This is a genomic window from Nonlabens sp. MB-3u-79 (assembly GCF_002831625.1).
Lineage (GTDB): Bacteria > Bacteroidota > Bacteroidia > Flavobacteriales > Flavobacteriaceae > Nonlabens.
The window spans coordinates 1,015,615-1,038,539 of sequence record NZ_CP025116.1 but is presented as its reverse complement, the minus strand read 5'-3'; the positions used below and the strand labels follow the sequence as shown (position 1 = coordinate 1,038,539).

Genomic DNA, 22,925 nt, shown 5'->3' with positions numbered 1-22,925 from the left:
AATTATTAATTCTCTTTCTTTACAACTATGCAAGATCAAGAAAACCCCTACCTAAAAGGTCAAGTACTACTTATAGATAAACCCTTAGAATGGTCTTCTTTTCAAGTAGTCAATAAGTTACGCTGGCTGATCAGAAAAGAATATAAAATTAAAAAAATTAAAGTAGGGCATGCAGGGACATTAGACCCACTTGCAAGTGGTTTGTTAATTATATGTACCGGTAAAGAGACCAAAAATATAAGCACCTATCAAGCTCAAGAAAAAGAATACACAGGCACAATTACTTTGGGTGGCACCACGCCTAGTTATGATTTAGAAACTGAAATAGATCAAACTTTTTCATTAGACCAGCTCACAGAGGAATTGATAAAAGAAACAACAGCACAGTTCACAGGAGAAATACAGCAAAAACCGCCTATTTTCTCCGCTATTAAAAAAGATGGGAAACGACTGTATGAACTAGCCCGCGCTGGAGAAACTACAGAGATCGAAGCAAGAACAGTGACTGTAAACGAATTTGAAATTACTAGAATCGAACTTCCAGAAGTAGATTTTAGAATTTCTTGTAGCAAAGGAACTTACATCAGATCCATTGCACACGATTTTGGTGCTGCACTAAATAATGGTGGTCACCTATCTTCCTTAAGAAGAACCGCTATAGGAAATTATCGTGTGGAAAACGCAATGAGTATTGAGAGTTTTGAAAAGTTAGTGAAAGCAGATGCACAAGAATAAAGGTAGAGGCTTTTTATTTACTCTAAAGAAATATTTGTCAATCATGTGACGAGATAAGCTCTAGAAGATACTGAATTTGATTCCGTATCTTCTAGAGTTAAAAATTAAAATTCACAGGAACACTCAAGCTATCTACCACAGGAACCCTAAAGTGGGTCGCTCCTTTACCCACCTTGATACTTCCTTCATATTTTACATCCACTTTCTGACTAGCGAGTATTTGAAGGGCTGCTCCTAAAACTCCTTTTCCTTTCTCACCATAAACTTCTTTAGGGTTTACCGATGCTCTTATAGGGAATTCAAATTCAGAGTTGGCTGGCATAAGGACCTTTTCCAATTGCTTTATAAGCGCTGTTTTATCTCCATTAACGTATACGTCAAAATCTACTTCTTCAAGATTTATGGCTACGCTATTAGGGTTATAAAGCACACAAGTCGCCAAAATATCCAATTGATCTAATGTTGCTTTTTCAAGTGTTGGATTTTTTATTTCTACAAAAACGATGTCTTCATAAGGATTCTTGCAGGAGCCTAGAAATAAAACGGTGAATAGGAACAAAAGTTTTTTCATGGTTAGGAATTTGTGCAAATATAAAAGCCCTCATAACAGATTCAGACACTGGCATCACAAATAGTTGACTTAGGTGTTCTCAAGCCATAACCAATGTGGTGATTCTCTGCCTTATAATTAGGCAGGTCCTAAATAAGTTGGAACCAAATGCCTGCCTGAAATTTATAAGTTGAACTCCCATTTTTTAAAGACTGACTTAAGTTTCCCCTAGGAAATCGTGTTTAAAAACACTTCTTTGCCTATTTCAAGGATCTTTTTTGATCTAAAAAAAAGCTTTTTTTGATCTTTTTGTGCGGTAATTAGATAATCTGCTCCTTGAAAAAAAGACTGTTGTACCTCCACAGAAAAGCCAGTTTTAGAAACCTTCAACTGGTGTGGGTACAGAATTAAATCCTCCTTAGTATCCAACCAGTTCTTAGGAATCGCATTGACCTCATCAAACAAAGCTGCAGTATAGGTGCTTAATGGACTTCCATACACCTCTGCTGTCGCTCTAAAATCGATAATCTGACCTTCCTTCATGATGATGGTTTGATGACAAAAAGAAAGCACATCATCTCGATCATGTGTGGCTACTAAACAGCTGATATTATTATGGGTCAGGTAATCAAAAAGTTTTCTACGCAACTCATTTTTCCTGAAGTTATCGATGTGTGAGAATGGTTCATCGAGCAATAAGAGTTGAGGCTCCTGAGCGAGTGCTTTTGCGATCGCTACACGTTGTTTCTGTCCGCCAGAAAGTGTTTTCACCTTGCGGTTTTTAAAGCTGCTCATATCGACTACATCGAGCAATTCATCAATACGACTTACTCGATCGTCTATTTGAATAGAAAGATGCTCTCCTACGTTTTCAAAGACGCTCGTAAAAGGCATGAGGTCAAATTCCTGTGGCACGTATTTCATCATGGAATGCCCCGGCACCAAATGGTGGTCTGCTCCCTCTAACTCTTCATCATTCCACTTGACAACACCTTTTTGTGCCTGTAACAACCCGTAAACGATGTCTAAGAGAGTGCTTTTACCACAGCCGCTTTCCCCTATCACAGCGACATGAGCTCCCTGTTTCATTTTTAGGGAAATATTTTTTAGAGTTTCCGCTTTCGCGAAAGCGAAACTAATATCAATCAATTGCAACATAAGACAAAGGTATCAACAAAAAACCCATGTCTTGCAACATGGGTTCTTGAAATAATATACCAGATAATTTTACATCTTTACTTGAGACTTTAGGTCTGGAAGCTTCTCATAGCCCATATTATAAAGGCCAAAAGCGTAAATATCTGTACGTTCTTGAATCTGTTGCTCTGTAGATTTACCCGCCCCATGACCTGCGTCAGTTTCTATTCTGATCAATGTAGGTGCATTTCCCGCTTGCTTTGATTGCAACTCTGCAGCAAATTTAAAAGAATGTGCAGGAACTACACGGTCATCATGATCTCCAGTAGTCACTAAGGTCGCAGGATAGGAAACCCCTTGTTTAATATTGTGCAATGGAGAATACCCTTTTAAGTATTCAAACATTTCTGGATTGTCCTCAGCCGTTCCATAATCGTAAGCCCATCCGGCACCAGCAGTAAATTTATTGTACCGCAACATGTCCAGTACTCCTACAGCAGGAAATGCCACGCCAGCAAGATCAGGACGTTGAGTCATGGTAGCTCCTACTAAAAGCCCTCCGTTTGAACCTCCTTGAATAGCCAGGTGTTTTGTATCTGTATACTTGTTGTCTTTTAACCACTCTCCTGCAGCAATAAAATCGTCAAATACGTTTTGTTTTTGCATTTTAGTTCCCGCATCGTGCCACTTTTTACCATATTCTCCTCCTCCACGCAGGTTAGCCACAGCATAAACACCGCCCAAGTCCATCCACGCAGCCTGTGTCACAGAAAAACCAGGGTTTAAAGAGATATTAAAACCTCCATATCCATAAAGTATGGTTGGGTTCTTACCATCCAACACCAATCCTTTTCTATAGGAGATAATCATAGGGATTTTTGTGCCGTCCTTTGAGGAATAAAAAATTTGCTTGCTTTCAAAGTCTTCACTATTAAACTTGATGTCTGGCTTGCGGTAGAGTTTTGAAGTTCCTTCTTTAATATCGTACAAATAAGTACTTCCTGGAGTGGTATAATTAGTAAAACTGTAATACAAAGTTTTGTCTTCTTCTTTTGCACCAAAACCACCTACATTTCCTATACCCGGAAGTTTTACTTCTCTTACCAAAGAACCGTCATAGTTGTATTGTTTTACTTGAGAAACAGCATCTACCATGTATTCTGTAAAAATATAACCTCCAGCAGTAGAGGGAGAAAGTACGTGTTCTGTTTCTGGGATGACATCTTTCCAAGTTTCCTGAACAGGATTTGAAAAGTCTGTAGTTACTATTCTTTTATTAGGTGCATTGTCATCTGTTACCAACCACAGTTGAGTTCCCTCATTGTGCAACAGGTAGGTGTTGGTTTCAAAATTATCCACTACAGCAATTAAAGGTGCATTTGGGGTATACAATTCCTTCATCCACATTTTTCCTCCATTTGTAGAAGTACTTCCAGAGACGACCAAATATTTTTGATCTTCTGTAACGCTACCTCCTACGTAACGGTATTTTTGGTCTGGTGTACCGCCAAAGATCACTTTGTCTTCACTTTGTGGGGTCCCCATTTTGTGGTAATACAATTTATGTTGATCAGTCATAGCACTGAGTTCACTTCCTTTAGGCTTATCATAACTGGAATAGAAGAAACCCTCGTTTCCTTTCCATGAGGTTCCTGAAAATTTTATATCTACTATCGTGTCACCTATCTGTTCCATAGAGTTAACATCCAGTACGATTACTTTTCTCCAATCACTACCCCCTTCACTAATAGAATAGGCAAATAAAGAACCGTCTTTAGTAAAGCTGGTTCCTCCTAAAGAAGTGGTTCCTTTCTCGCTAAAGGTATTAGGATCTAAAAACACCTCAGCAGTTTCTGGATCGCTGTCTTTTAGATATCTATAAATAACGTATTGATTTTGTAGCCCATCATTTTTATAGAAATACGCATAGTCTCCTTCTATAAACGGAGCGCTAACTTTCTCATAATTCCAAAGCTCTGTAAGTCGTTTTTTGATCTCGTCTCTGTAGGAGATTTTAGAAAGGAAGGCTTGAGTGGTTTTATTTTGATCTTTTACCCATGCTTCTGTTTCTTCACTGCGATCGTCTTCTAGCCATCGGTAAGGATCTGCTACTTCTACTCCATGATACACATCTACGGTATCCACTTTTTTTGTTTGCGGATAGGTCATTGCCATACTTGTTTGTTTTTTCTCTTCTTCCTTACAGGAAATTAATACCACTAGAGCTGCTGCTCCCACTAGCCATTTTTTCATAATTGAACCCTTTAATATTTTATAAATTTAGCAGTTTTAAGGCCAGAACCTGTGAAGATTTGAGCGATATAAACTCCAGATGGAATGAGATTTGTAGTTGTAAGCTTGCTTGCAGATATTAGTACAAGTCTTCCATGTAAATCATAAATCCTTACATTTTTGAACTGTTGATCTGTCGTAATGACTAATTGTTCCCTCCGGTTGTTATGGAACAGCTGAACTTCAACAAATTCCTCTACAGATGCTTCGTTTAAAACGGTATCTGTATATCTAAACACACCCAAGTTATTAGTGGTATTACTAAAACTGCCACTGTATCCTACGGTACTATTAAAAAAAGCAACATCTACATGTTGATCTGTATCTATATTAATCCATGTCGTCCCGTCATCTATTGAATACGAACTCCCAGTAAAGCTTACATCACCACCGGTACTCACCATAACAAAGGTGTTTGGTAAATAAGAAATTGCACCGCCGTACGGTGCGCCAGTGCCAGAAAAAACAACCCCGTTCCAAGTCTGTCCAGCGTCTGTAGTTTTAAAAATATTCCCCGCGTTATCCTGAATGACTCCTCGATTTGCAGTTGCAAAAGAAATATCTCCAAAAATAGTATTACCTCCAAAATCGCTCAAAGGCGACTGGTAGACACTCCAAGTCACACCCCTATTTGCCGAATGAATAATACGTCCTGCGCTGGTTGTAAACCAAATACTATCTCCAGAATGAGCAAACTGAGATAAATAACCAGTTTCATTATTCAATGGTGCTGGCAAACTTGCAGAGGGAACTCTACTATACGTGGTGCCCCCGTTGTTAGAGGTGTAAATCTCCCAATATCCATTTGTAGGATCTCCTATAGCAAGACCATTATTTGCATCAAAGTAATGCACGATGTTGGGAAAACTAGCTGCATTATTAAAAGAAGCCGCTGTTTGTTGCATCCAAGTTACCCCAGCATCTATAGTTTTCCAGATCCCCCCTTGTTGTCCAGCTTGTCTAGGGTAAGCTGCTACAAAAGCAGTATTTGAATCGACGCCACTTAAGTCTGCTATTCCTAAGGTGGTATCTCCTAGGTCAAAAATTCCTGAAGTCCATGTCAATCCGGAGTCGTCTGTTTTAGAAAATTGCTGGATATTATTTGCTGTATTAACACCGTCATAACCAATAGCCCATGCTACGTTTACATCTACTACATGAAACTTGCTTAAGCCTGTAAAGTTAGCTGGGAATCCAGAAGAGGTTTCTGTCCAAAATTGTGCTTGCGCTACCAGGCCAAAAAAAATAAAAAAACCAGTGTATATTTTTCTCATCATGACTTTAAGTTCGATAGGTAAAGTTAGAGAAAAATATACACTGGCCTAGGGGTTGAGCATAGCTTTCTAAACAAGATTGTTTTTTATAAGGTATTCGGCAATTTGAACAGCGTTAGTAGCGGCTCCTTTTCTAAGGTTGTCTGAAACAATCCACATGTTAATTGTTTTTTCTTGAGAATGATCTCTTCGTATACGGCCTACAAAAACGTCGTCTTTACCATGGGCAATTAACGGCATAGGATATACGTTTACATCTACGTTATCTTGAACAGTTACTCCAGGTGTTTCTGATAAAAGTCTTCTTACATCAGACTCGGTAAAATCAGTTTTAAATTCTACGTTAACACTTTCAGAATGCCCTCCCACTACAGGAATGCGGACAGCAGTTGCGGTAACAGCTATCGTATAATCATCTAGAATTTTTTGAGTTTCCTTGATGAGTTTCATCTCTTCTTTTGTGTACCCGTTTTCTTCAAAAACGTCACAGTGAGGAATGGCATTTTTATGAATTTGGTAAGGATAAGCCATAGGACCTTTTTTACCTGCATATTCATTTTCTAATTGCTCTACAGCTTTTACTCCTGTTCCTGTAATGGACTGATAGGTAGAAATTACCACCCTTTTTACACCGTATTTTTTATGAAGAGGTGCCAAGGTCGCTACCATTTGAATAGTAGAACAGTTAGGATTTGCAATGATTTTATCCTCTTTTGTAAGAGTGCTGGCATTGATTTCTGGGACGATCAGCTTCTTATCGGTATCCATCCTAAAGGCACTGGAATTATCAATCACAGTAGTTCCCACTGCTGCAAATTGTGGTGCAAATTCCAGACTTACCTCACCGCCAGCTGAAAAAAGAGCGATGTCTGGTCTACTATCGATAGCCTGTTTCATACTTACTACCTTGTACTGTTTGCCCTTAAAAATGACCTCGGTACCTACAGATTTATCGGAGGCAACAGGAATAAGGGTAGAAACATTAAGATTGCGCTCCTCAAGGATGCGCAGCATGACCTGGCCTACCATACCGGTAACGCCTACAACAGCTATTTTCATGATTACATAATTTAAGCTGTAAAAGTATTACGCGGATTTTTATTAACCTTCTAAAATTCTTATAATTTTAGAAGGTTAGAAAATTTGTCCTCTTTAAGTAAGTGTTCTATAAAGAGCCATTGCTGTCGGACTAAAAAAGCCGTCTTATTTTTCAATAAGACGGCTGCATTCGATCGGTTAAAACTCTCTACTAAAAGTGATGTTGTTAACGTATGTGCTATTTCTGTAATTTGATGGCATCGCGTATTTCCATAAGAAGTTGTTCTTCTTTTGTAGGTCCTGCCGGTGCTGGTGCTGCTTTGGGCTTTCTAGCTTTGTTGTATGCTTTTACAATTAAAAACAGAACAAAACCAACGATTACTAAAGAGATAATGGTGTTGACCCATGCACCGTACATAATTGCGTTTTCTGGTTTTGTCACTACGCCATCAGCGCCTAGTACTGCCTCAGACAATACGAGTTTAAGATCGGCAAAATCAATACCTCCTGTAAAATGACCTATGATAGGCATCATAATTAGATTTACAAACCCTTTTACTACAGCACTTACAGCCCCGGCTAATATCACTGCAACGGCAAGGTCTATAACGTTTCCCGTCATTATAAAATCTTTGAATTCTTTAAACATATAATTGTATTTTAGATGGATTGATTCTGTAAAATTAGTTCAATTCCATTTATTAACACAAATTTAAGAAAAAATTATTTGACCAATAAACTCAAAGGAGCTAAAAAACTAATTAATTGGATGCATTATTTAAATACACGCGTCTTACCCGTTTTTGAATACCTGTGAGGAGTTCGTAAGAAATGGTGCCGGCATCTTCAGCCATTTGTCTTGAAGTGTGAATGTGAGGGTCAAAAATAACAACTTCATCCCCCACTTTTGCCTCTATGGAGCTCATGTCTACCATGAACATATCCATACATATAATACCTAATGTAGGGGCTGACTTCCCGTTAATTCTAACTTCTAGCTTCCCATACCCATAGATGCGATTAATTCCATCGCCATGACCTAGTGCAACAACGGCATAGGTAGTTCGACCCTTTGCAACAAACTTGCGGTTATAACTTACCGTCTCACCAGCTTCTATAGTTCGTATCTGTGAAATGTTGGAGATAAGGGTCGCAATAGGTTTTAGATGTGCATCATACTGTGCATCGTTTCCATAACCATACAGGCCTATTCCTGAGCGCACCATGCTAAAATGGGCGTTCTTATAATTGAGAAGACCGCTGGTATTGGATTCGTGTTTAAGAATCTCATAACCCAATTTTTGTTGAACTTTTGATGTGATTTCTTCAAATAAAGCAATTTGTTTTTGAGTAAAAACACTTTCACCTAGATCTTCACTGGCTGCGAGATGTGATTGTAAACCTCGTACTTTGACTTCTGGGCTAGAGGATAGCTTTTCCAGGACGTTGTCTACATCTTTATGATCTATTCCTATGCGATTTAATCCAGTATTGAATTCTAAATGTATGGGATAGGATTGTTGTTGTTTCGCTTTCGCGGAAGCGGTAAAAGCATCGAGCATCTCCATACTATAAATAACCGGCTCTAAACAGCGATCTATGCATACATCCAGATTGTGCTGCTGTGGATGGAGAATGAGAATGGGTTTTATAATTCCGTTATCTCTCAATTCTACGCCTTCCTCCATATAAGCGGTCGCAAAATAGTCTGTTCCTAATTCTTGTAGTTTTTGGGCAATAGGTACCATTCCATGGCCATAAGCATTAGCCTTAACGACCGACATAAATTTAGTGTCTTCACTTATTTTGCTACGCAAATAATGGTAGTTGTGGGCTAGCGCTTCTAAATTTACTTCTAATCTGGTCCCTTTTAATTGCATTTAGGAGGTGTTTTTATCATTCACTTGATCCGTCTTTACGTCTGTATCTTTCAATTTGTCAGAAAGCATGGCTTTATAGTAAGCTGCCCGACTCAAGGGTTCGTATTCTTGTTGCTCTCCTAACATGACTACTTTTTCATCAGCAGTTTTGCGGTAAGAATACTGGGCTAGATTTCCTGTTCTAGTACAAACCGCGTGAACTTTAGTGACATACTCTGCTGTTGCCATCAGTGCAGGCATCGGACCAAAGGGGTTTCCTTTAAAGTCCATATCTAATCCGGCCACAATCACTCGTATACCGCGATTTGCAAGAGCATTACACACCGCAACTATTTCATCATCAAAAAACTGGGCTTCGTCTATTCCTACAACTTGACAGTCACTTGCAAGAAGTGGGATGTTTGCCGCAGCAGGAACTGGTGTACTCGGAATCTCGTTAGAATCGTGAGAAACTACCATTTCTTCATCGTATCGCACGTCAATAGAAGGTTTAAAAATCTCTACTTTTTGCTGTGCAAACTGCGCTCTTTTTAAACGTCTGATCAATTCTTCTGTTTTACCAGAGAACATGGAACCACAAATTACTTCGATCCAGCCAAATTGCTCTTCATGATTAACCGTATTTTCTAGAAACATTTTGTAATTTACAGGCGTTTAAAGTGAAGAACCTTTTCTTCACTCAAATATCAAAAATACAAATAAACCAGCGGCAATATTCCCATTATGAAAAAGAAAATAGCAGCAGACCTTACCAACCTTGCGCACCGTGTTCTTCAACTTCAACAAAAAGAAGACATCATTGAGCTACAGGCCATTGCCAAGGAATTGTATGAAAAACTTACTATACTTGTTTTTACAGAAAAGCACTTTTCAGATATACAACCCACAGCTGGAAATGCAGAAATAGAACGCAGACTGTCTAGCGCATTTACAGAAGCACAACAAGATGTGGACAGCATTACAGGAGATGTAGAAAAAGTGATAGGAGGTGCACAGGAAAAAGCGCAAGAAGCCTTTACAAATCACGATCTAAGCGACCTTTTCATGCCTGCAGATGAAGAGGATACCAGAGAAGAAATAGAGCTGCCTGGAATAGCTACCATCAGTAAAATGGTGCAGGAAATGCCTGATGAATTACCAGAAACTAGCGCAAAGATTAGCATCCCTGAAGATAAAGAGGAGCCAACTGAATTTCCTGATCCCAAACGATATGCCAAAAACGACCTGGAAGAAATCACAGCAGATTTTCAGACCATGCCTATTTTTGAACGTAAAGTGAATGATGCAAAATCTGATGAAAAGCCGATTTCTCTAAACGACCGTCTGCATAAAGGCTTGAAATTTGGAATGAATGACCGACTGGGTTTTATCAAACACCTTTTTAATGGAAGCGATCAAGATTTTAATCGAGTGATCTCACAGCTCAACACCCGAAGTACTTTTAAGGATGCCCAAAACTTCATCAACAGCATGGTAAAACCAGATTACAACAACTGGGAAGGAAAAGACGCCTATGCCAATAGGTTTATGGAGCTTGTGGAAAAAAATTATTGATGCCCCACATAAATTAAGTTCTAACGCCTTAGTAAATTGGATTTAATGAATTGAAAACGGACACAGTGTGCGACCCAAATAAGACGTTCATTTAATCTGTTCACTGGTGGAAGGAATTGGTTCTTATCTCGCTTTCGCGAAAGCAAAACTTCTAGCCCAAAAAAAATCCTAAAAGTTAGTTTTTCAAGACACCACATTAAAAAAGCCTTTCAGAAATTCTGAAAGGCTTTTACAATTTTATATCTCTCGATATATTTATAAAGATTTCCGCCTCCGCAGAAATAGTCGTTTAGCTATTCAATGCTTCAGCACCACCCACGATCTCAAGAATCTCGTTTGTAATAGCTGCTTGACGTGCTTTGTTGTAAGTCAATTTCAATTGATCTCTTAGCTCAGTTGCGTTGTCTGTTGCTTTGTGCATTGCTGTCATACGAGCACCGTGCTCACTAGCCCAAGAATCACGCACTCCTTTGTACAATTGCATCTTAAGTGACTTAGGAATCAATTCTTCAATGATTTCTTCCTTAGAAGGCTCAAAAATGTAGTCCAGCTCGGTTTCTGCTTGAAGGGCATCCTCATCTTTTGCCACTGGCTTAAGAGGAAGAAAGTCTTCTGTCATTACGATTTGTGTAGCAGCATTTTTAAAGCTGTTATAAACGATAACGATCTTATCAAATTGACCTGTTGTAAACAGCTCCATCAATTCTTCGGCAATTACAGCTACGTTATCATAAGAAATATTCTCAAATAAATCGCTTTTATTAGATTGTACGGGAGATTGTTTGCTTACAAAGTCGTTTGCTTTCTTACCTATAGTCATGTAAGAAACGTCCACACCTTTTAATTCGTTTTGATTCAGTCGAATCAGCTCTTTAATAATATTGGTATTAAAAGCGCCTGCAAGACCACGGTTAGAAGTAATTGCAACCACAAGAGCTCTTTCTACATCTCGTTGCTCTGTATATTTACTTCCAGCATCGCCGTCCGTAGTAGCACTAAGGTTTTGAAGAAGTTCTGTAAGCTTATCAGAATAAGGACGCATTGCTGTAATAGCATCTTGTGCTTTTTTCAACTTTGCCGCACTTACCATCTTCATTGCAGAGGTAATCTGCATGGTAGATGATACAGAGGATATTCTGTTTCTTATTTCTTTAAGGTTTGCCATTTTTTATGAGGTTAGAGTATGGAGTATAGAACATGGACATCCATATTCTATACTCTAAATTCTATATTCTTAGTAACGAGAAGAAAGATCCTTAGCTACTGCAGTAAGTGTTTCAATCACTTCATCAGTAAGTTTTCCAGCTTTAAGAGTATCTAGAACCCCTCTATGCTTTGCATTAAGTAATTCTAAGTAATCTCTTTCAAATTCTTTTACTTTATTAATAGGCACATTTCTCAACAAGTTCTTGGAACCCGCATAGATAATCGCAATTTGATTTTCTACTGGGAAAGGATTGTTTTGTGCTTGCTTAAGAATTTCAACGTTTCTCTTTCCTTTCTCGATAATACTTAAAGTAGCGGCATCAAGATCAGAACCAAATTTTGCAAAGGCTTCTAATTCACGGTAAGCTGCTTGATCCAGTTTTAATGTACCAGATACTTTCTTCATCGATTTGATTTGTGCGTTCCCACCTACACGAGATACCGAGATACCTACGTTTATCGCTGGGCGTACACCAGAGTTAAACAAGTCTCCATCTAAGAAAATCTGTCCATCTGTAATAGAGATCACGTTAGTCGGGATATATGCAGATACATCACCAGCTTGTGTTTCAATAATAGGTAGAGCAGTAAGCGATCCACCACCTTTTACGATAGGCTTCAAACTTTCTGGTAAGTCGTTCATGTTTGCTGCAATTTCATCATTGTTGATGACTTTTGCCGCGCGCTCTAACAATCTAGAGTGAAGGAAGAATACATCTCCAGGGTATGCTTCACGTCCTGGTGGACGACGTAGCAAAAGAGATACTTCACGATAAGCAACTGCTTGTTTTGATAAGTCATCAAAAACAATAAGTGCAGGACGACCCGTATCACGGAAATACTCCCCAATAGCTGCACCAGCAAATGGCGCATATACTTGCATAGGAGCAGGATCAGATGCATTTGCTGCCACGATAGTCGTGTAAGCAAGTGCGCCAGCTTCTTCAAGCACATTAGCAATTAATGCTACGTTAGAGGCTTTTTGCCCTATCGCAACGTATATACAATATACTGGCTCGCCAGCATCATAAAATTCTTTCTGATTGATGATTGTATCGATACAAACAGTAGACTTACCCGTTTGACGGTCACCGATTACCAACTCACGTTGTCCACGACCTACAGGAATCATCGCATCAATAGCTTTGATACCGGTTTGCATAGGCTCTGTAACAGGCTCACGGAAAATTACTCCCGGAGCTTTACGCTCTAGTGGCATCTCGTAAAGATCACCTTCTATAGCACCTTTACCATCGATAGGCTCACCAAGAGTATTTACGACACGACCTACAATTCCTTCTCCTACTTTCAGGGAAGCAATTCGCTCTGTACGTTTAACAGTATCACCTTCTTTAACCTCAAGTGATTTACCTAGAAGTACAACTCCAACGTTATCTTCTTCAAGGTTAAGAACGATTCCTTCCAGCCCACTTGCAAAAGAAACAAGTTCCCCGTATTGTGCGTTAGAAAGACCGTAAACACGTGCGATACCATCACCTACGGTAAGTACGGTTCCCACTTCATCAAGTGATGCAGTCGCATCAAAACCTGATAGTTGTTGCTTAAGTATTGCTGATACTTCTGCTGGATTTACTTCTGCCATGTTCTTATTTTTATTCTTGTTAAATGTCTATGCGTCGACAAGCGCTGCTGGACAGTTTTTATTTGTTGTTATTTAGTTTATGCCTCCACAAGGAGTAACACGAACCTCTTTTTGTTTCACTTTCGCGAAAGCGAAATAAAAGAAAGAGAACTACTGATCAATCGATTACTAATTACTAGCAAAAGTTCTTTTTAGTTCACCAATTTTATTTTGCACACTTGCATTAATCTCTCTATCCCCTACTCTAAGTATAAAACCTCCTAAAATACTAGGGTCAATTACTTTCTCAAGGGCTACTTCTTTACCTGCTAATTCTTGGGCCTTAGCAAGCACTTTCTTCTCAAGATCTGCTGTGATTTCTACAGCAGTTGTAACCGTTGCAATCTCACGCTTATTCATTTCTTCAAAAAGAACGATAAAGCTTGTTGCTACATCCAGAAGGATATCTGTACGTTTATTAGCTACAAGTAGATCAAAAGTCTTCATAGTCACCTCATTTGCATCCTTGAAAACTTGATGTAATCCAGCGCGTTTTTGTTCGGGCTTAACCAGTGGGCTAGAAAGATAATCGCGTAACTCCTTGTTTTTAGAAACAGTAACAAGGATGCTTTTCATATCTTCATTTACAACAACAGCATTGTTCTCATCTATTGCTAGAGAGAGAATAGCTTTTGCGTAACGTGATGCAGCTCTTGATAATTTCATAGTTTCTAGATATTTGCTTCTGCAAGCATTTTATCGATAAGTGCAAGTTGCGCATCTTTTTCAGAAAGCTCGTTGCGTGTTAATTTCTCAGCTATGCTTACAGAAAGTTCTGCAACTTGAGATTTAATGTCTGCAAGAGCAGCTTTTTTCTCAGATTCTATAGCTTCTTGAGCACTAGCAATAATTTTATCTGCTTTTTCTTGAGCCTGCCCAGCAGCATCTGAGATCATTTTTTCTTTGATCTCGCGAGCTTCTTTAATCATCTCGTCCCTGTGGACACGAGCCTCTTGAGCTGCCGCTTGATTGGAAGCTTCCAGATTTACCATCTCTAGCTTTGCGTTTTCTGCTGCAGCGAGTGCATCAACAATTCCTTGTTCACGTGAGTCTAAGCTACTCAATATAGGCTTCCATGCAAACTTTGCCATAAGGAATATTAATCCTATGAAGATAACAAGTTGCCAGAAGAAAAGGCCTAGCGAAAAATCATTTATTAACTGATCCATGATCTGTATTTAATATAATTGTTTTAATCTTTAATTTATAAATCATTACCTATAACCAACCGTTATAGGTAAATGATTTATGTGGTTGTTTTACTGAGCCTATCCTAAAAGAAGCGCAGCAAAAGCAAAACCTTCAAGAAGTGCTGCGATGATAATCATCGCTGTTTGGATTTTACCAGCAGCCTCTGGCTGTCTAGCGATTGCTTCCATTGCTTTTCCACCGATCATTCCTAGACCGATACCAGCTCCGATTGCAATAAGTCCTGCACCTACAATAGTTGGGATTTCCATAATAAACTAATTTAAAAATTAAACAAAACGTTCTCTTACTTCATCTACATCATCTTCTTTTGCACCGGCATGTTCTGGATGATCATGCTCTGCTACCGCCATACCTATGAATAGGGCAGAAAGTAGGGTGAATATATATGCTTGTAGAAAAGCTACTAATAATTCTATTAATGTGATAAACAAAGCAAGAATAAAGTAAAAGACCCCATATCCTATACTTGCTCCAGTGGTAACATCTAAATCTGTTTTGGCAACGGTAATCGCTCCTAATAAGGTAAAAAGTACCACGTGACCTGCAGTTATATTTGCATATAAACGTACTAAAAGCGCAAATGGCTTGGTCAATGTTCCTAGTAATTCAATAGGTATAAAGAAAATTTTCATGACCCAGTGTACACCTGGCATCCAGAAAATATGCTTCCAGTAATCTTTGTTGGCACTAAAGGTTGTAATGAGATAGGTCACTAAAGCCAAACATACCGTTACGGCTATGTTACCAGTTAAATTAGTTCCTAGAGGAGTAAGTCCTAACAAGTTTGCAATCCAGATAAAAAAGAAAACCGTTAATAAGAAACCCATAAACTTGCGGTACTTTTTCTCTCCCACATTAGGCTTTGCGATCTCGTCACGAACATAAATTACCAAAGGTTCTAATACACGACCAAAACCTTTAGGAATGGAACGTTTTTTATACTGCTTTGCTAGCCCACCAAAGATCAAGAAAATAATCAGTCCCACTAGAATCGCGGTAACCACATTCTTGGTAATTGAAATATCAAAAGGCTTTATATTTTCTGGATGGTGAACATCTGCGGCGATAAAATCATCTGGTCCATTGACCTTATATATTTTGCTATGGTGCAATTGATAATAGTTGCCGTCAATTTCTGCAATCTCTTCACCATGGTGGAACAGAGATGACATAAAAACTCTTAAACCATTATCCCATATGATGACGGGTAGTGGTAGACTTACAAAAAAGTGATCTTCAACCTTTTCAAAAAGAGTAAAATAATGGGAATCTTGAAGGTGATGCGCTATAAAATTATCTACTTCAGTCTTGGTGTTTACAGCATCTCCTTCGCCATAATCGCCACCATCAACTTCATCAAAGACGATTTTTTCACCCTTAGTTAATTGTTTCTCGTGGTCATTTTGTCCATTCGCTTTCGCGAAAGCAATAAAAACCAAAGCGAAAAAAGCTGTTTTTAGGTAAGCTCTATACATGTAATACACCGTAAAAAGTTATGTTCTTTAATTCGGCTGCAAATGTACGACAAAAAAGAAATTAAAAAACAGCCTTTTATTAGTAAATTTTTTATTAGAATTTTTAATTTTCTAAAGACTCTAAAGTGTTATTATTGAGCCACTTGATCACCATAAAAGCTTCTACAGCTAGAAAGGTAAAATAAGGAATTAGAAAAGTAAGTATTTGACCTTTAGTCAAAGGTGGTTCTTGACTTAGTAATTGAGGAAATAAAATCAAGGCGGCACCAAATTTCACAAATACCGTTACTAAAAAAACATAGCCCAATTGATCAGGAACTAATTGATATAAATAGTGCATGCAACAAACTGAAGCAAATGTAGCAGAGCCTAGAAATATATAAAGTTTATATAGCTGGAATACTGGAGATTCTTCTATAAAATAATGCAAACTAATACTTACTGAAGTCAATACTAGAATAAGTAAAAATGCTTTAAGGTAAAAATTCATAATTATGGATATGTGTTTAAAAGTAATCTTAAACAGATTTTTCTTTTTTACTATTATTCATGGGGTTTGACCCCGGCTCCATCGTACAACTGGCATTAAAAGTAGCCCCTGGCTCTACAGCTAGTTTTTGTGTCGTCACCTCTCCTGTGATATGTGCCGTAGACTTTAAAGTAAGTAATCCTTGAACTAAAAGCTTTCCAGAAAAAACACCTTCAATGTCTGCATTGTTACAATCTAAGGTACCCTCTACTTTACCGTCTTTCCCAATCACCACTTTTGCTGATGTTTTAAGAGTGCCGTTTATAGTTCCATCTATTCTAAAACCACCTTCACTAACTACATCTCCGTCTATAGTTGTTCCATGACTTATTCTGTTTTGTGACTTACCTGATTCCATATAAGAGTTGCTGTTCTTTTTATTGTTAAACATACTATTTGCCTTTATAACATTTCTTTCTCGTACTTATCCAGACTTTTATAAACCTGTATGATCTTATAATTTTCTGAAGCTATAGCTAAGTAAGGTTTTGAAACTTTATAATCATTCTCAGGTTTTGCCAAAAGATCCCCTAGACCTTTTGCCCCTAATTTTGAACTTAGCCCATGTACTATTACAAGTTTTTCTTCCTTGTTGTATACATCTATAGAAACTGTAAAAGCAAAGTTTTCCTTTTTAAAGGCCTCCACTAGTTTTTCCTTTAGGTCATCCATCTCGGTAACCTCTGTGATTTTAAATCTGTATAGCAATTTAAAATCAGTACGTCCATTTTCTGGAAGAAACACCTCTGGTATTTGAAGAGCTTCGGCATCGGCAGATAGCTTTTGAGCACTTTTACCTACTTCTGTATTAGGGAAATTTAAAGCTACGTAATCTATACCCTTTTTATATTCTTGAAAACCGTACAGTCTTCCAGCAGCAAATGCTTTTAACAACTCCAGCCTTGGCACGATATCATCTCCATTAAATAAAGTGGAGTACCTCTCAGCGCTAGTGATCACTAGATCGTATTTTTCTTTTTCGTATTCCTTATACAATCGATTATAAACCGCCAGCGGACTCGCACTGTCGTCTAGTTGTGCATCAGGGTTTCTCAATATTTGAGCATATCTCGTATCTGGATAATCTGTTATGATTCTATTTTTTAACTGTTCCGCTTTCGCGAAAGCGTCACTACTATTATCTTCCTTGTAAATTAAATACAGGTTGTAGAGTGCTGGCAATAAAAGCTTTTCGGCTGGGTCGTGCGTCAATAAAGTATTAAAACGGCTGATGGCAAGATCGTTGCGCTTAAATTTCTCCTTATAGATAACTCCTAGTTGATAATAGGCAAAGTTTCTAGCCTTTGCAATACTGTCCAGCAGTATTGCACCTTCTGGAAGTCTGCTGGTATAAAACTCTGTAGTGAATTCTGGTCGTACTTCTACTTCCTCAACGACATCCTCTTGTTCCACTTCTGCTTGCAGCTCTACTTTTTTATTCTTACGGCGCCAGTTGTCATTGAGGTTTCGTTTTCCCCATTTTCTTCTAAAGTCTAACTTACCACGAGCAACCGTTTGCTGGTTAAAAAAGTAGAAAGAACTTCCGCCAGGAGCATTAGAGCCTATATTAGATCCAGGGGTTCCAAAAGCAGGTCCTACATTACCGCGATTAGTAACATTATTATTGTTGATTGTTTGAAACGCATTTTGTTCTTGAGCTGCTTTTGCTGCTTCTAATTCTGCTTCCTTTGCGATGCGTTCTTCTTCTGCTTTTAAACTGTCTATGTATTCTTGATAATATTGTGCTTGCTGTTCTAGCGACATATCGAGAACCTTAAAAATACTATCGGCGCTGCGGCGTATTCCTTCATAAAGGATCACATCATCTAGATTGTTTCTCTTTTTAGTAACCAATCTATGCTCTTTGGTGCGCTCCACGTAATTTGCAATAGCACTGTCAAAATATTTACCGGCGTTCACAAATTTAGACTGATCAAAACTTATCTTTCCTAGAGCAGTATAATTGTTAGCTCTCAAATAGTAATCCTGTCCGTTTTTTGCGCGTAAGGATTTATTGTAGTATTCTTTTGCTCCTTCTATACTGTCTTCTCTCTCATAATAAATTGCTTTACGAGAATAAATCGCATCCAACCAAGGTCTGTTTTCTCTGTTTTCTTCTAAGTCAACGATAGTCGCGAGCAATTCTTCCCTATTATCTTTAGAGGTGTCAAAATTTTTGATCTTTTCTATAAAGGCATTGATATAATAACGACGTGGTATTTTGCGATGCATTTCTATGATCTCATCATAATGTGCAAATGCACTGTCGCGCTGACCAGACTTAGCAAATAGTTGTGCGGTAATGAACTTATAACGCGCTTGTGTTTCTTTATTTTTAGTCTGTTGCTCAGCACGATTCATATAGATAAGAGCGCTATCTAATTGCTCGAGGTTTAAAAATGCTTGAGACAAAGTAGCGTTTGCAATAGCAAGATCTTCCATTTCTATTGCTCCCTCCTCTTCCTTGAGCAACTTACTTAAATTCTTGATCGCAGTTTCATTGTTATTCAGCCGCATATTTGTTTTCTCACGCCATACTTTAGCCTGATTTATTTGATCGCTTTCGGGCATGAATTGTAAGATGTAATTGAAAGCCTCTAATGCCGGGATAAAACGCTGGTCGTAATATCGCGCTTTACCGAGCAGCATATAAGACTCATCAATTTGCGGGTTGTACTCCGTCTCATTGATAAGCATGGAGTGTTTTTGTACGGCTTTTACCGCTTTTTCTTCAGCACGCTCAAAGTTGGGATCTGCTGGCTTATCGCCTGGCATAAAGACTTGGTCTTTTAACGTCATGCGTTCTACAGGTAATACATCCCAGTAATTCTCTTTATAGGTTTGTTCCAAGCCATCAAGGCCTGCTTGTAAAGCGAGATCGCCATTATACAAGACGTTGTATTCTGTTCCTACCGCATGAAGATTCCGGCTTATAAAGGAATTCTTCTTCCTGCTACAACCGGCAACAATTGCTATAAGCAAGAATGCGATACAAATATTGTAGAAAAACTGTTTCAAAAAATAGGTTTTAAACTAACTTCCATAACTCCAAATACCGCGTTGATATTGTAAAAGATCGTAAAAATAAGGATTTTTTACTACCGATGATGTTTACAGCCCGAAGATGGTAAATTTATGAGGCTTTTGATTGATAACAGATCGTTAAAGGTTTGATTAGAAAAACGGTTGGTCCTATTTTAAGTATCGGTAGGCGTTTTTTTTGATGCTTCTACCATTTTACCGCTTTATATAAAAAACTTTTTTACATTCTTTTTCTAATTTTTTTTTCGCAACTATCTAATTAATAAATAGATAATAGTGTTTTTTGGGAAGTTACAGGTAACGGTCTAAAAACCTTCCTCCCTATACATGTGAGTAGCAAAATAGCTTTTAGACTGGAAGACGTGTTTTTTAAATCTCTTGAAAAGCAGACGATTTAAAAGAAATCAAACACAAAGATCGCTGGAGAGTGAATTAAAAGCTATTTGTCTATAGTTAAAATCTTAGGCCACTGCAGCTAAAAATGCAAGAATAATGGCTTGAATTGTGCCTTAGTAATTCATCGTTTAAAACTTAAATGGTTTTTTTAAAAATATAGATTTTAACCCGTATTCTCTGCCGTTCTCAGTTTCTTCAATATGGGGTTTGGGAGAAATAATCATCGCAACGGCTATAGGTATAAACATAGTCATCATTCCTTGCTCCATAAACTGCGATACGATAAATCTTGAAATTAAAAATAAGGCAGTAAAAGAAACACCGTAAATAAGAAAGGATTTGATTTTAGGGCTCATGGAAATTGATTTTTTCCAAAGGTATATCATTAGACCTTAAATACCTTCTTGCTGAAAATTGATTTCAACCCATATTCCTTGCCAGATTGCATTTGTACCACATGAGGTCTAGGAGCAATCAACCACGCACAGGTTAATGGAACGACAGTAGTCCAAATAGTAGGCTCTATAACAAACTGCATCGTTATATATCGCGCTAGCAAAAAAGCTGCTAAGAAAATAATCACATGTATACCTAACATTTTATATCTAGGGCTCATAACTATTCCTCTTCTATGGTTGCTGCCACTGGCGCATGACTCTCTGAAATGCCTATAAAATAATCTTCTAACTCTTTAAAAGTAGCACTACTCTTTTCAATATCTTTTACCACTTTCCCTTTTTCTAAAAGCACCACCCGTTGAGCAACTTCCGTCACGTGAATCAAATCGTGACTTGAAACCAATACAGTCACCTCAGGATCGTTTGCGAGTTCTTTGATAATTTTCTTTAATCTGATTTGGGTAGAAGGGTCAAGATTTGCAAAAGGTTCATCAAGAATGATCACCCGTGGATTTCCTATTAGTGCGGCTATGATTCCTACTTTTTTCTGGTTTCCTTTAGAAAGGTCACGCAAGTATTTCTTTTGTCCTACGGCTTCCCCGTTAAAGAAATCACTGTAGCTGGCGATAAGAGCATCAATAGCTGCTTTGTTTTGGCCACGCAATTCTCCTATAAAATAAAAATATTCTTCTGGTGTGAGGTAGCCTATTAAAAAGCTCTCATCTATAAAAGCACTTGTAAAAGGTTTCCAGTCTTCACTTTGATCTATTCTCACGTCGCTTGAAACAATATGACCGGTAGACGGCTGTATCAAATCTAGAAATAGGGAAAACAGAGTCGTTTTTCCAGCACCGTTATTTCCTACTAATCCTATGGCCTGACCTTTAGGGATTTCAAGATGTTCTATGTCTAGTACGCTTGTACCGTTGTATTGTTTTGAAAGCTTATTTATAGTAATCATAATGGTGTAGTGTTAGTTGTTGGTTTTAATTTCGCACCGCATCAAGTGCGGCATGAACTTCATTTTTGTTCCGCTTTCGCGAAAGCGAAATTCATATAATCAATGTGCTCAGGTCAGTTCTTTTGTGCATAAGCAGCTATAGTGTCGTACTTCTCGTTTTTATAAATGTCTTCAATCAGGTCAAAAATCTTATTCCTAAAAAGCAACCCTAACACCCCTGTAGCCGCAATCGCTATAAACCCAGCAGTCTCGTTGATGGTCAGTGCAAAGGCATAATAAATAACTACTGGTAAGACCAATTTAGGAAGAAGTAAGAGTAGTGTTTTAGCATTAAAAGCCTTGGAATCGCCAAAGGCTTTTTTAGTCGTCATTAAATCAATAGGTGTTTTTACAAATGCGCCACCCCATAAAACGACAGAGCTATTAAAACCGATGTTGTAAACGGCTCCGGCCAATATTCCAAACCACCAATCCCATCCAAAATAGATGTAAAACGAGCACAAAAGTGTACTTATCACAGTAGCGGCCACCATAAGCCACCATTTACTCAACAAAAACTCCCGGTAAGGTATGTTTTGTGCCATCATTAATTTGTAATAACTACTGTCCCAACTAGGAACTAGACCGCCAAAACTGAATAAAAATCCGCCGGTACAAAACAAGCCTGCAAAAACCTTCATACCATTGATATCAGCATACACGTCTTGCATAAAAAACAAGCCGTAAAGCACAAAAAAGAATCCCATGAAAAAGGTCATTTTTGCGCGTTTGTTACGTTTGATCAACTTGATATCATTCTTTAAATAAGTGGACAGTTTGCCAAAACGGTCAAGAAAACTTAAATCCTCTGTACTCGCTTCTTGAGCTACAGACTTTAATCCTTCATCCAGATACAACTGCTTTTCAAAATAATGGTAGGCGTAATACACTGTGCCTATCAACAGCAATAAAGGAATTATAAATGCCCATGCATTTTCATAGAAAAACATAAACACAGTACCTGTATACAACGTAATATCAAATATGCCATAGTACTGAGACAAGCCTAAAGCCGCCATTACGGCAATAACTGGATAAAATACTTTATCGATGTTATTCATAAAAACGTTGAGAAAATTAGTCGCTAGAGTAATAAAGAACATGGCGAGGTGCCAGCTTATAACCCCGGTAATACTGTAGCCTTTAACTATTAAGACCACGCTAAATGGAATAAAGAAAAACGCAGGTAAGAAATTGAAAAAGGATACCACTGTTTTTCCTAAGGCATAGTTGACTATTTTTCCTTTCTCAAAAGGCAGGTATAGCAGCGGTTTTATGTTGGCCACTGGCATTTTTTGAAGCATATAACGGTAGGCTATATCTGCAAAAATCCAATAAATTAAAAACTGATTAATGACCTCAAAAGGATTGCCCGCAATGATTTTCCCCTCTTCAATAAACTCTTCTATAATGAAATAACTACCGCCACCTAGCAATCCAAACATTGCAATAAAGTACAATGCCCCAAAGCCCATCAAAATTTTAATAGCAAGATTTTGTTTAAATGCTGCACTTCTAATAAAGCTTTTCCATTCTAGATGGATAAATTGTTTGATCATGGTCAG

22 protein-coding genes are annotated in these 22,925 nt (G+C 38.1%); 2 read left to right on the top strand and 20 right to left on the bottom strand.

What is annotated here, in order from left to right:
- The first annotated feature begins 27 nt into the window (after positions 1–27).
- A complete protein-coding gene (truB, locus tag CW736_RS04685) occupies positions 28–735 on the top strand; it encodes a tRNA pseudouridine(55) synthase TruB (RefSeq protein ID WP_101012802.1) in 708 nt (235 codons plus the stop codon).
- 97 nt (positions 736–832) lie between these two features.
- Here truB and CW736_RS04680 read toward each other — a convergent pair whose 3' ends face one another.
- From CW736_RS04680 to CW736_RS04645, 8 genes are all read right to left on the bottom strand, one after another.
- The gene (locus tag CW736_RS04680) at positions 833–1,306 is read right to left on the bottom strand and encodes an LEA type 2 family protein (RefSeq protein WP_101012801.1); all 474 of its coding nucleotides are present in this window, start codon (positions 1,304–1,306) and stop codon (positions 833–835) included.
- Between the two features lie 207 nt (positions 1,307–1,513).
- Positions 1,514–2,443, bottom strand: a complete 930-nt coding sequence (locus tag CW736_RS04675) for an ABC transporter ATP-binding protein (RefSeq protein WP_101012800.1) — start codon at positions 2,441–2,443, stop codon at positions 1,514–1,516.
- A gap of 69 nt (positions 2,444–2,512) precedes the next feature.
- Entirely contained in the window at positions 2,513–4,675 is a 2,163-nt protein-coding gene (locus tag CW736_RS04670) for a prolyl oligopeptidase family serine peptidase (protein ID WP_101012799.1), read from the bottom strand.
- 11 nt (positions 4,676–4,686) lie between these two features.
- Positions 4,687–5,991, bottom strand: a complete 1,305-nt coding sequence (locus CW736_RS04665) for a T9SS type A sorting domain-containing protein (protein ID WP_101012798.1) — start codon at positions 5,989–5,991, stop codon at positions 4,687–4,689.
- 66 nt (positions 5,992–6,057) lie between these two features.
- A complete protein-coding gene (locus tag CW736_RS04660) occupies positions 6,058–7,047 on the bottom strand; it encodes an aspartate-semialdehyde dehydrogenase (protein WP_101012797.1) in 990 nt (329 codons plus the stop codon).
- A gap of 217 nt (positions 7,048–7,264) precedes the next feature.
- Positions 7,265–7,675 carry a large conductance mechanosensitive channel protein MscL gene (gene mscL, locus CW736_RS04655; protein ID WP_101012796.1) on the bottom strand — a complete coding sequence of 137 codons (411 nt, stop codon included), beginning with the start codon at positions 7,673–7,675 and terminating at the stop codon, positions 7,265–7,267.
- A gap of 112 nt (positions 7,676–7,787) precedes the next feature.
- Complete coding sequence (alr, locus tag CW736_RS04650) at positions 7,788–8,906, bottom strand: alanine racemase (RefSeq protein ID WP_101012795.1); 1,119 nt, start codon at positions 8,904–8,906, stop codon at positions 7,788–7,790.
- On the bottom strand, positions 8,907–9,542 hold the full coding sequence (locus CW736_RS04645) for a thymidine kinase (protein ID WP_101012794.1): 636 nt from the start codon (positions 9,540–9,542) through the stop codon (positions 8,907–8,909).
- An 87-nt stretch (positions 9,543–9,629) separates the two neighbouring features.
- Between CW736_RS04645 and CW736_RS04640 the strand changes: the two genes are divergently transcribed.
- Positions 9,630–10,460, top strand: coding sequence for a hypothetical protein (locus CW736_RS04640; protein ID WP_101012793.1), 831 nt, complete (start codon positions 9,630–9,632; stop codon positions 10,458–10,460).
- Between the two features lie 289 nt (positions 10,461–10,749).
- Here CW736_RS04640 and atpG read toward each other — a convergent pair whose 3' ends face one another.
- The 12 genes from atpG to CW736_RS04580 form a co-directional block, all read right to left on the bottom strand.
- Positions 10,750–11,625: an ATP synthase F1 subunit gamma gene (gene atpG, locus CW736_RS04635; protein ID WP_101012792.1), complete on the bottom strand. Its 876-nt coding sequence runs from the start codon at positions 11,623–11,625 to the stop codon at positions 10,750–10,752.
- Between the two features lie 69 nt (positions 11,626–11,694).
- The gene (gene atpA, locus CW736_RS04630; protein ID WP_101012791.1) at positions 11,695–13,269 is read right to left on the bottom strand and encodes a F0F1 ATP synthase subunit alpha; all 1,575 of its coding nucleotides are present in this window, start codon (positions 13,267–13,269) and stop codon (positions 11,695–11,697) included.
- Between the two features lie 168 nt (positions 13,270–13,437).
- Positions 13,438–13,974, bottom strand: a complete 537-nt coding sequence (atpH, locus tag CW736_RS04625) for an ATP synthase F1 subunit delta (RefSeq protein ID WP_101012790.1) — start codon at positions 13,972–13,974, stop codon at positions 13,438–13,440.
- A 5-nt stretch (positions 13,975–13,979) separates the two neighbouring features.
- Positions 13,980–14,477 (bottom strand): F0F1 ATP synthase subunit B, encoded by a 498-nt coding sequence (locus CW736_RS04620; protein WP_101012789.1) that lies wholly within the window; start codon positions 14,475–14,477, stop codon positions 13,980–13,982.
- A 99-nt stretch (positions 14,478–14,576) separates the two neighbouring features.
- The gene (gene atpE, locus CW736_RS04615; RefSeq protein ID WP_101012788.1) at positions 14,577–14,768 is read right to left on the bottom strand and encodes an ATP synthase F0 subunit C; all 192 of its coding nucleotides are present in this window, start codon (positions 14,766–14,768) and stop codon (positions 14,577–14,579) included.
- An 18-nt stretch (positions 14,769–14,786) separates the two neighbouring features.
- A complete protein-coding gene (gene atpB, locus CW736_RS04610; protein ID WP_101012787.1) occupies positions 14,787–15,995 on the bottom strand; it encodes a F0F1 ATP synthase subunit A in 1,209 nt (402 codons plus the stop codon).
- A 103-nt stretch (positions 15,996–16,098) separates the two neighbouring features.
- Complete coding sequence (locus tag CW736_RS04605; protein WP_101012786.1) at positions 16,099–16,485, bottom strand: DUF6168 family protein; 387 nt, start codon at positions 16,483–16,485, stop codon at positions 16,099–16,101.
- A gap of 28 nt (positions 16,486–16,513) precedes the next feature.
- On the bottom strand, positions 16,514–16,915 hold the full coding sequence (locus CW736_RS04600) for a polymer-forming cytoskeletal protein (RefSeq protein ID WP_101012785.1): 402 nt from the start codon (positions 16,913–16,915) through the stop codon (positions 16,514–16,516).
- A gap of 11 nt (positions 16,916–16,926) precedes the next feature.
- Positions 16,927–19,542: a tetratricopeptide repeat protein gene (locus tag CW736_RS04595; protein WP_101012784.1), complete on the bottom strand. Its 2,616-nt coding sequence runs from the start codon at positions 19,540–19,542 to the stop codon at positions 16,927–16,929.
- A gap of 548 nt (positions 19,543–20,090) precedes the next feature.
- Complete coding sequence (locus CW736_RS04590) at positions 20,091–20,318, bottom strand: hypothetical protein (protein ID WP_157810882.1); 228 nt, start codon at positions 20,316–20,318, stop codon at positions 20,091–20,093.
- 262 nt (positions 20,319–20,580) lie between these two features.
- Positions 20,581–21,321 carry an ABC transporter ATP-binding protein gene (locus CW736_RS04585; protein WP_101012782.1) on the bottom strand — a complete coding sequence of 247 codons (741 nt, stop codon included), beginning with the start codon at positions 21,319–21,321 and terminating at the stop codon, positions 20,581–20,583.
- A 113-nt stretch (positions 21,322–21,434) separates the two neighbouring features.
- Positions 21,435–22,919: a DUF5687 family protein gene (locus CW736_RS04580; RefSeq protein ID WP_101012781.1), complete on the bottom strand. Its 1,485-nt coding sequence runs from the start codon at positions 22,917–22,919 to the stop codon at positions 21,435–21,437.
- Between the last annotated feature and the right edge of the window lie 6 nt (positions 22,920–22,925).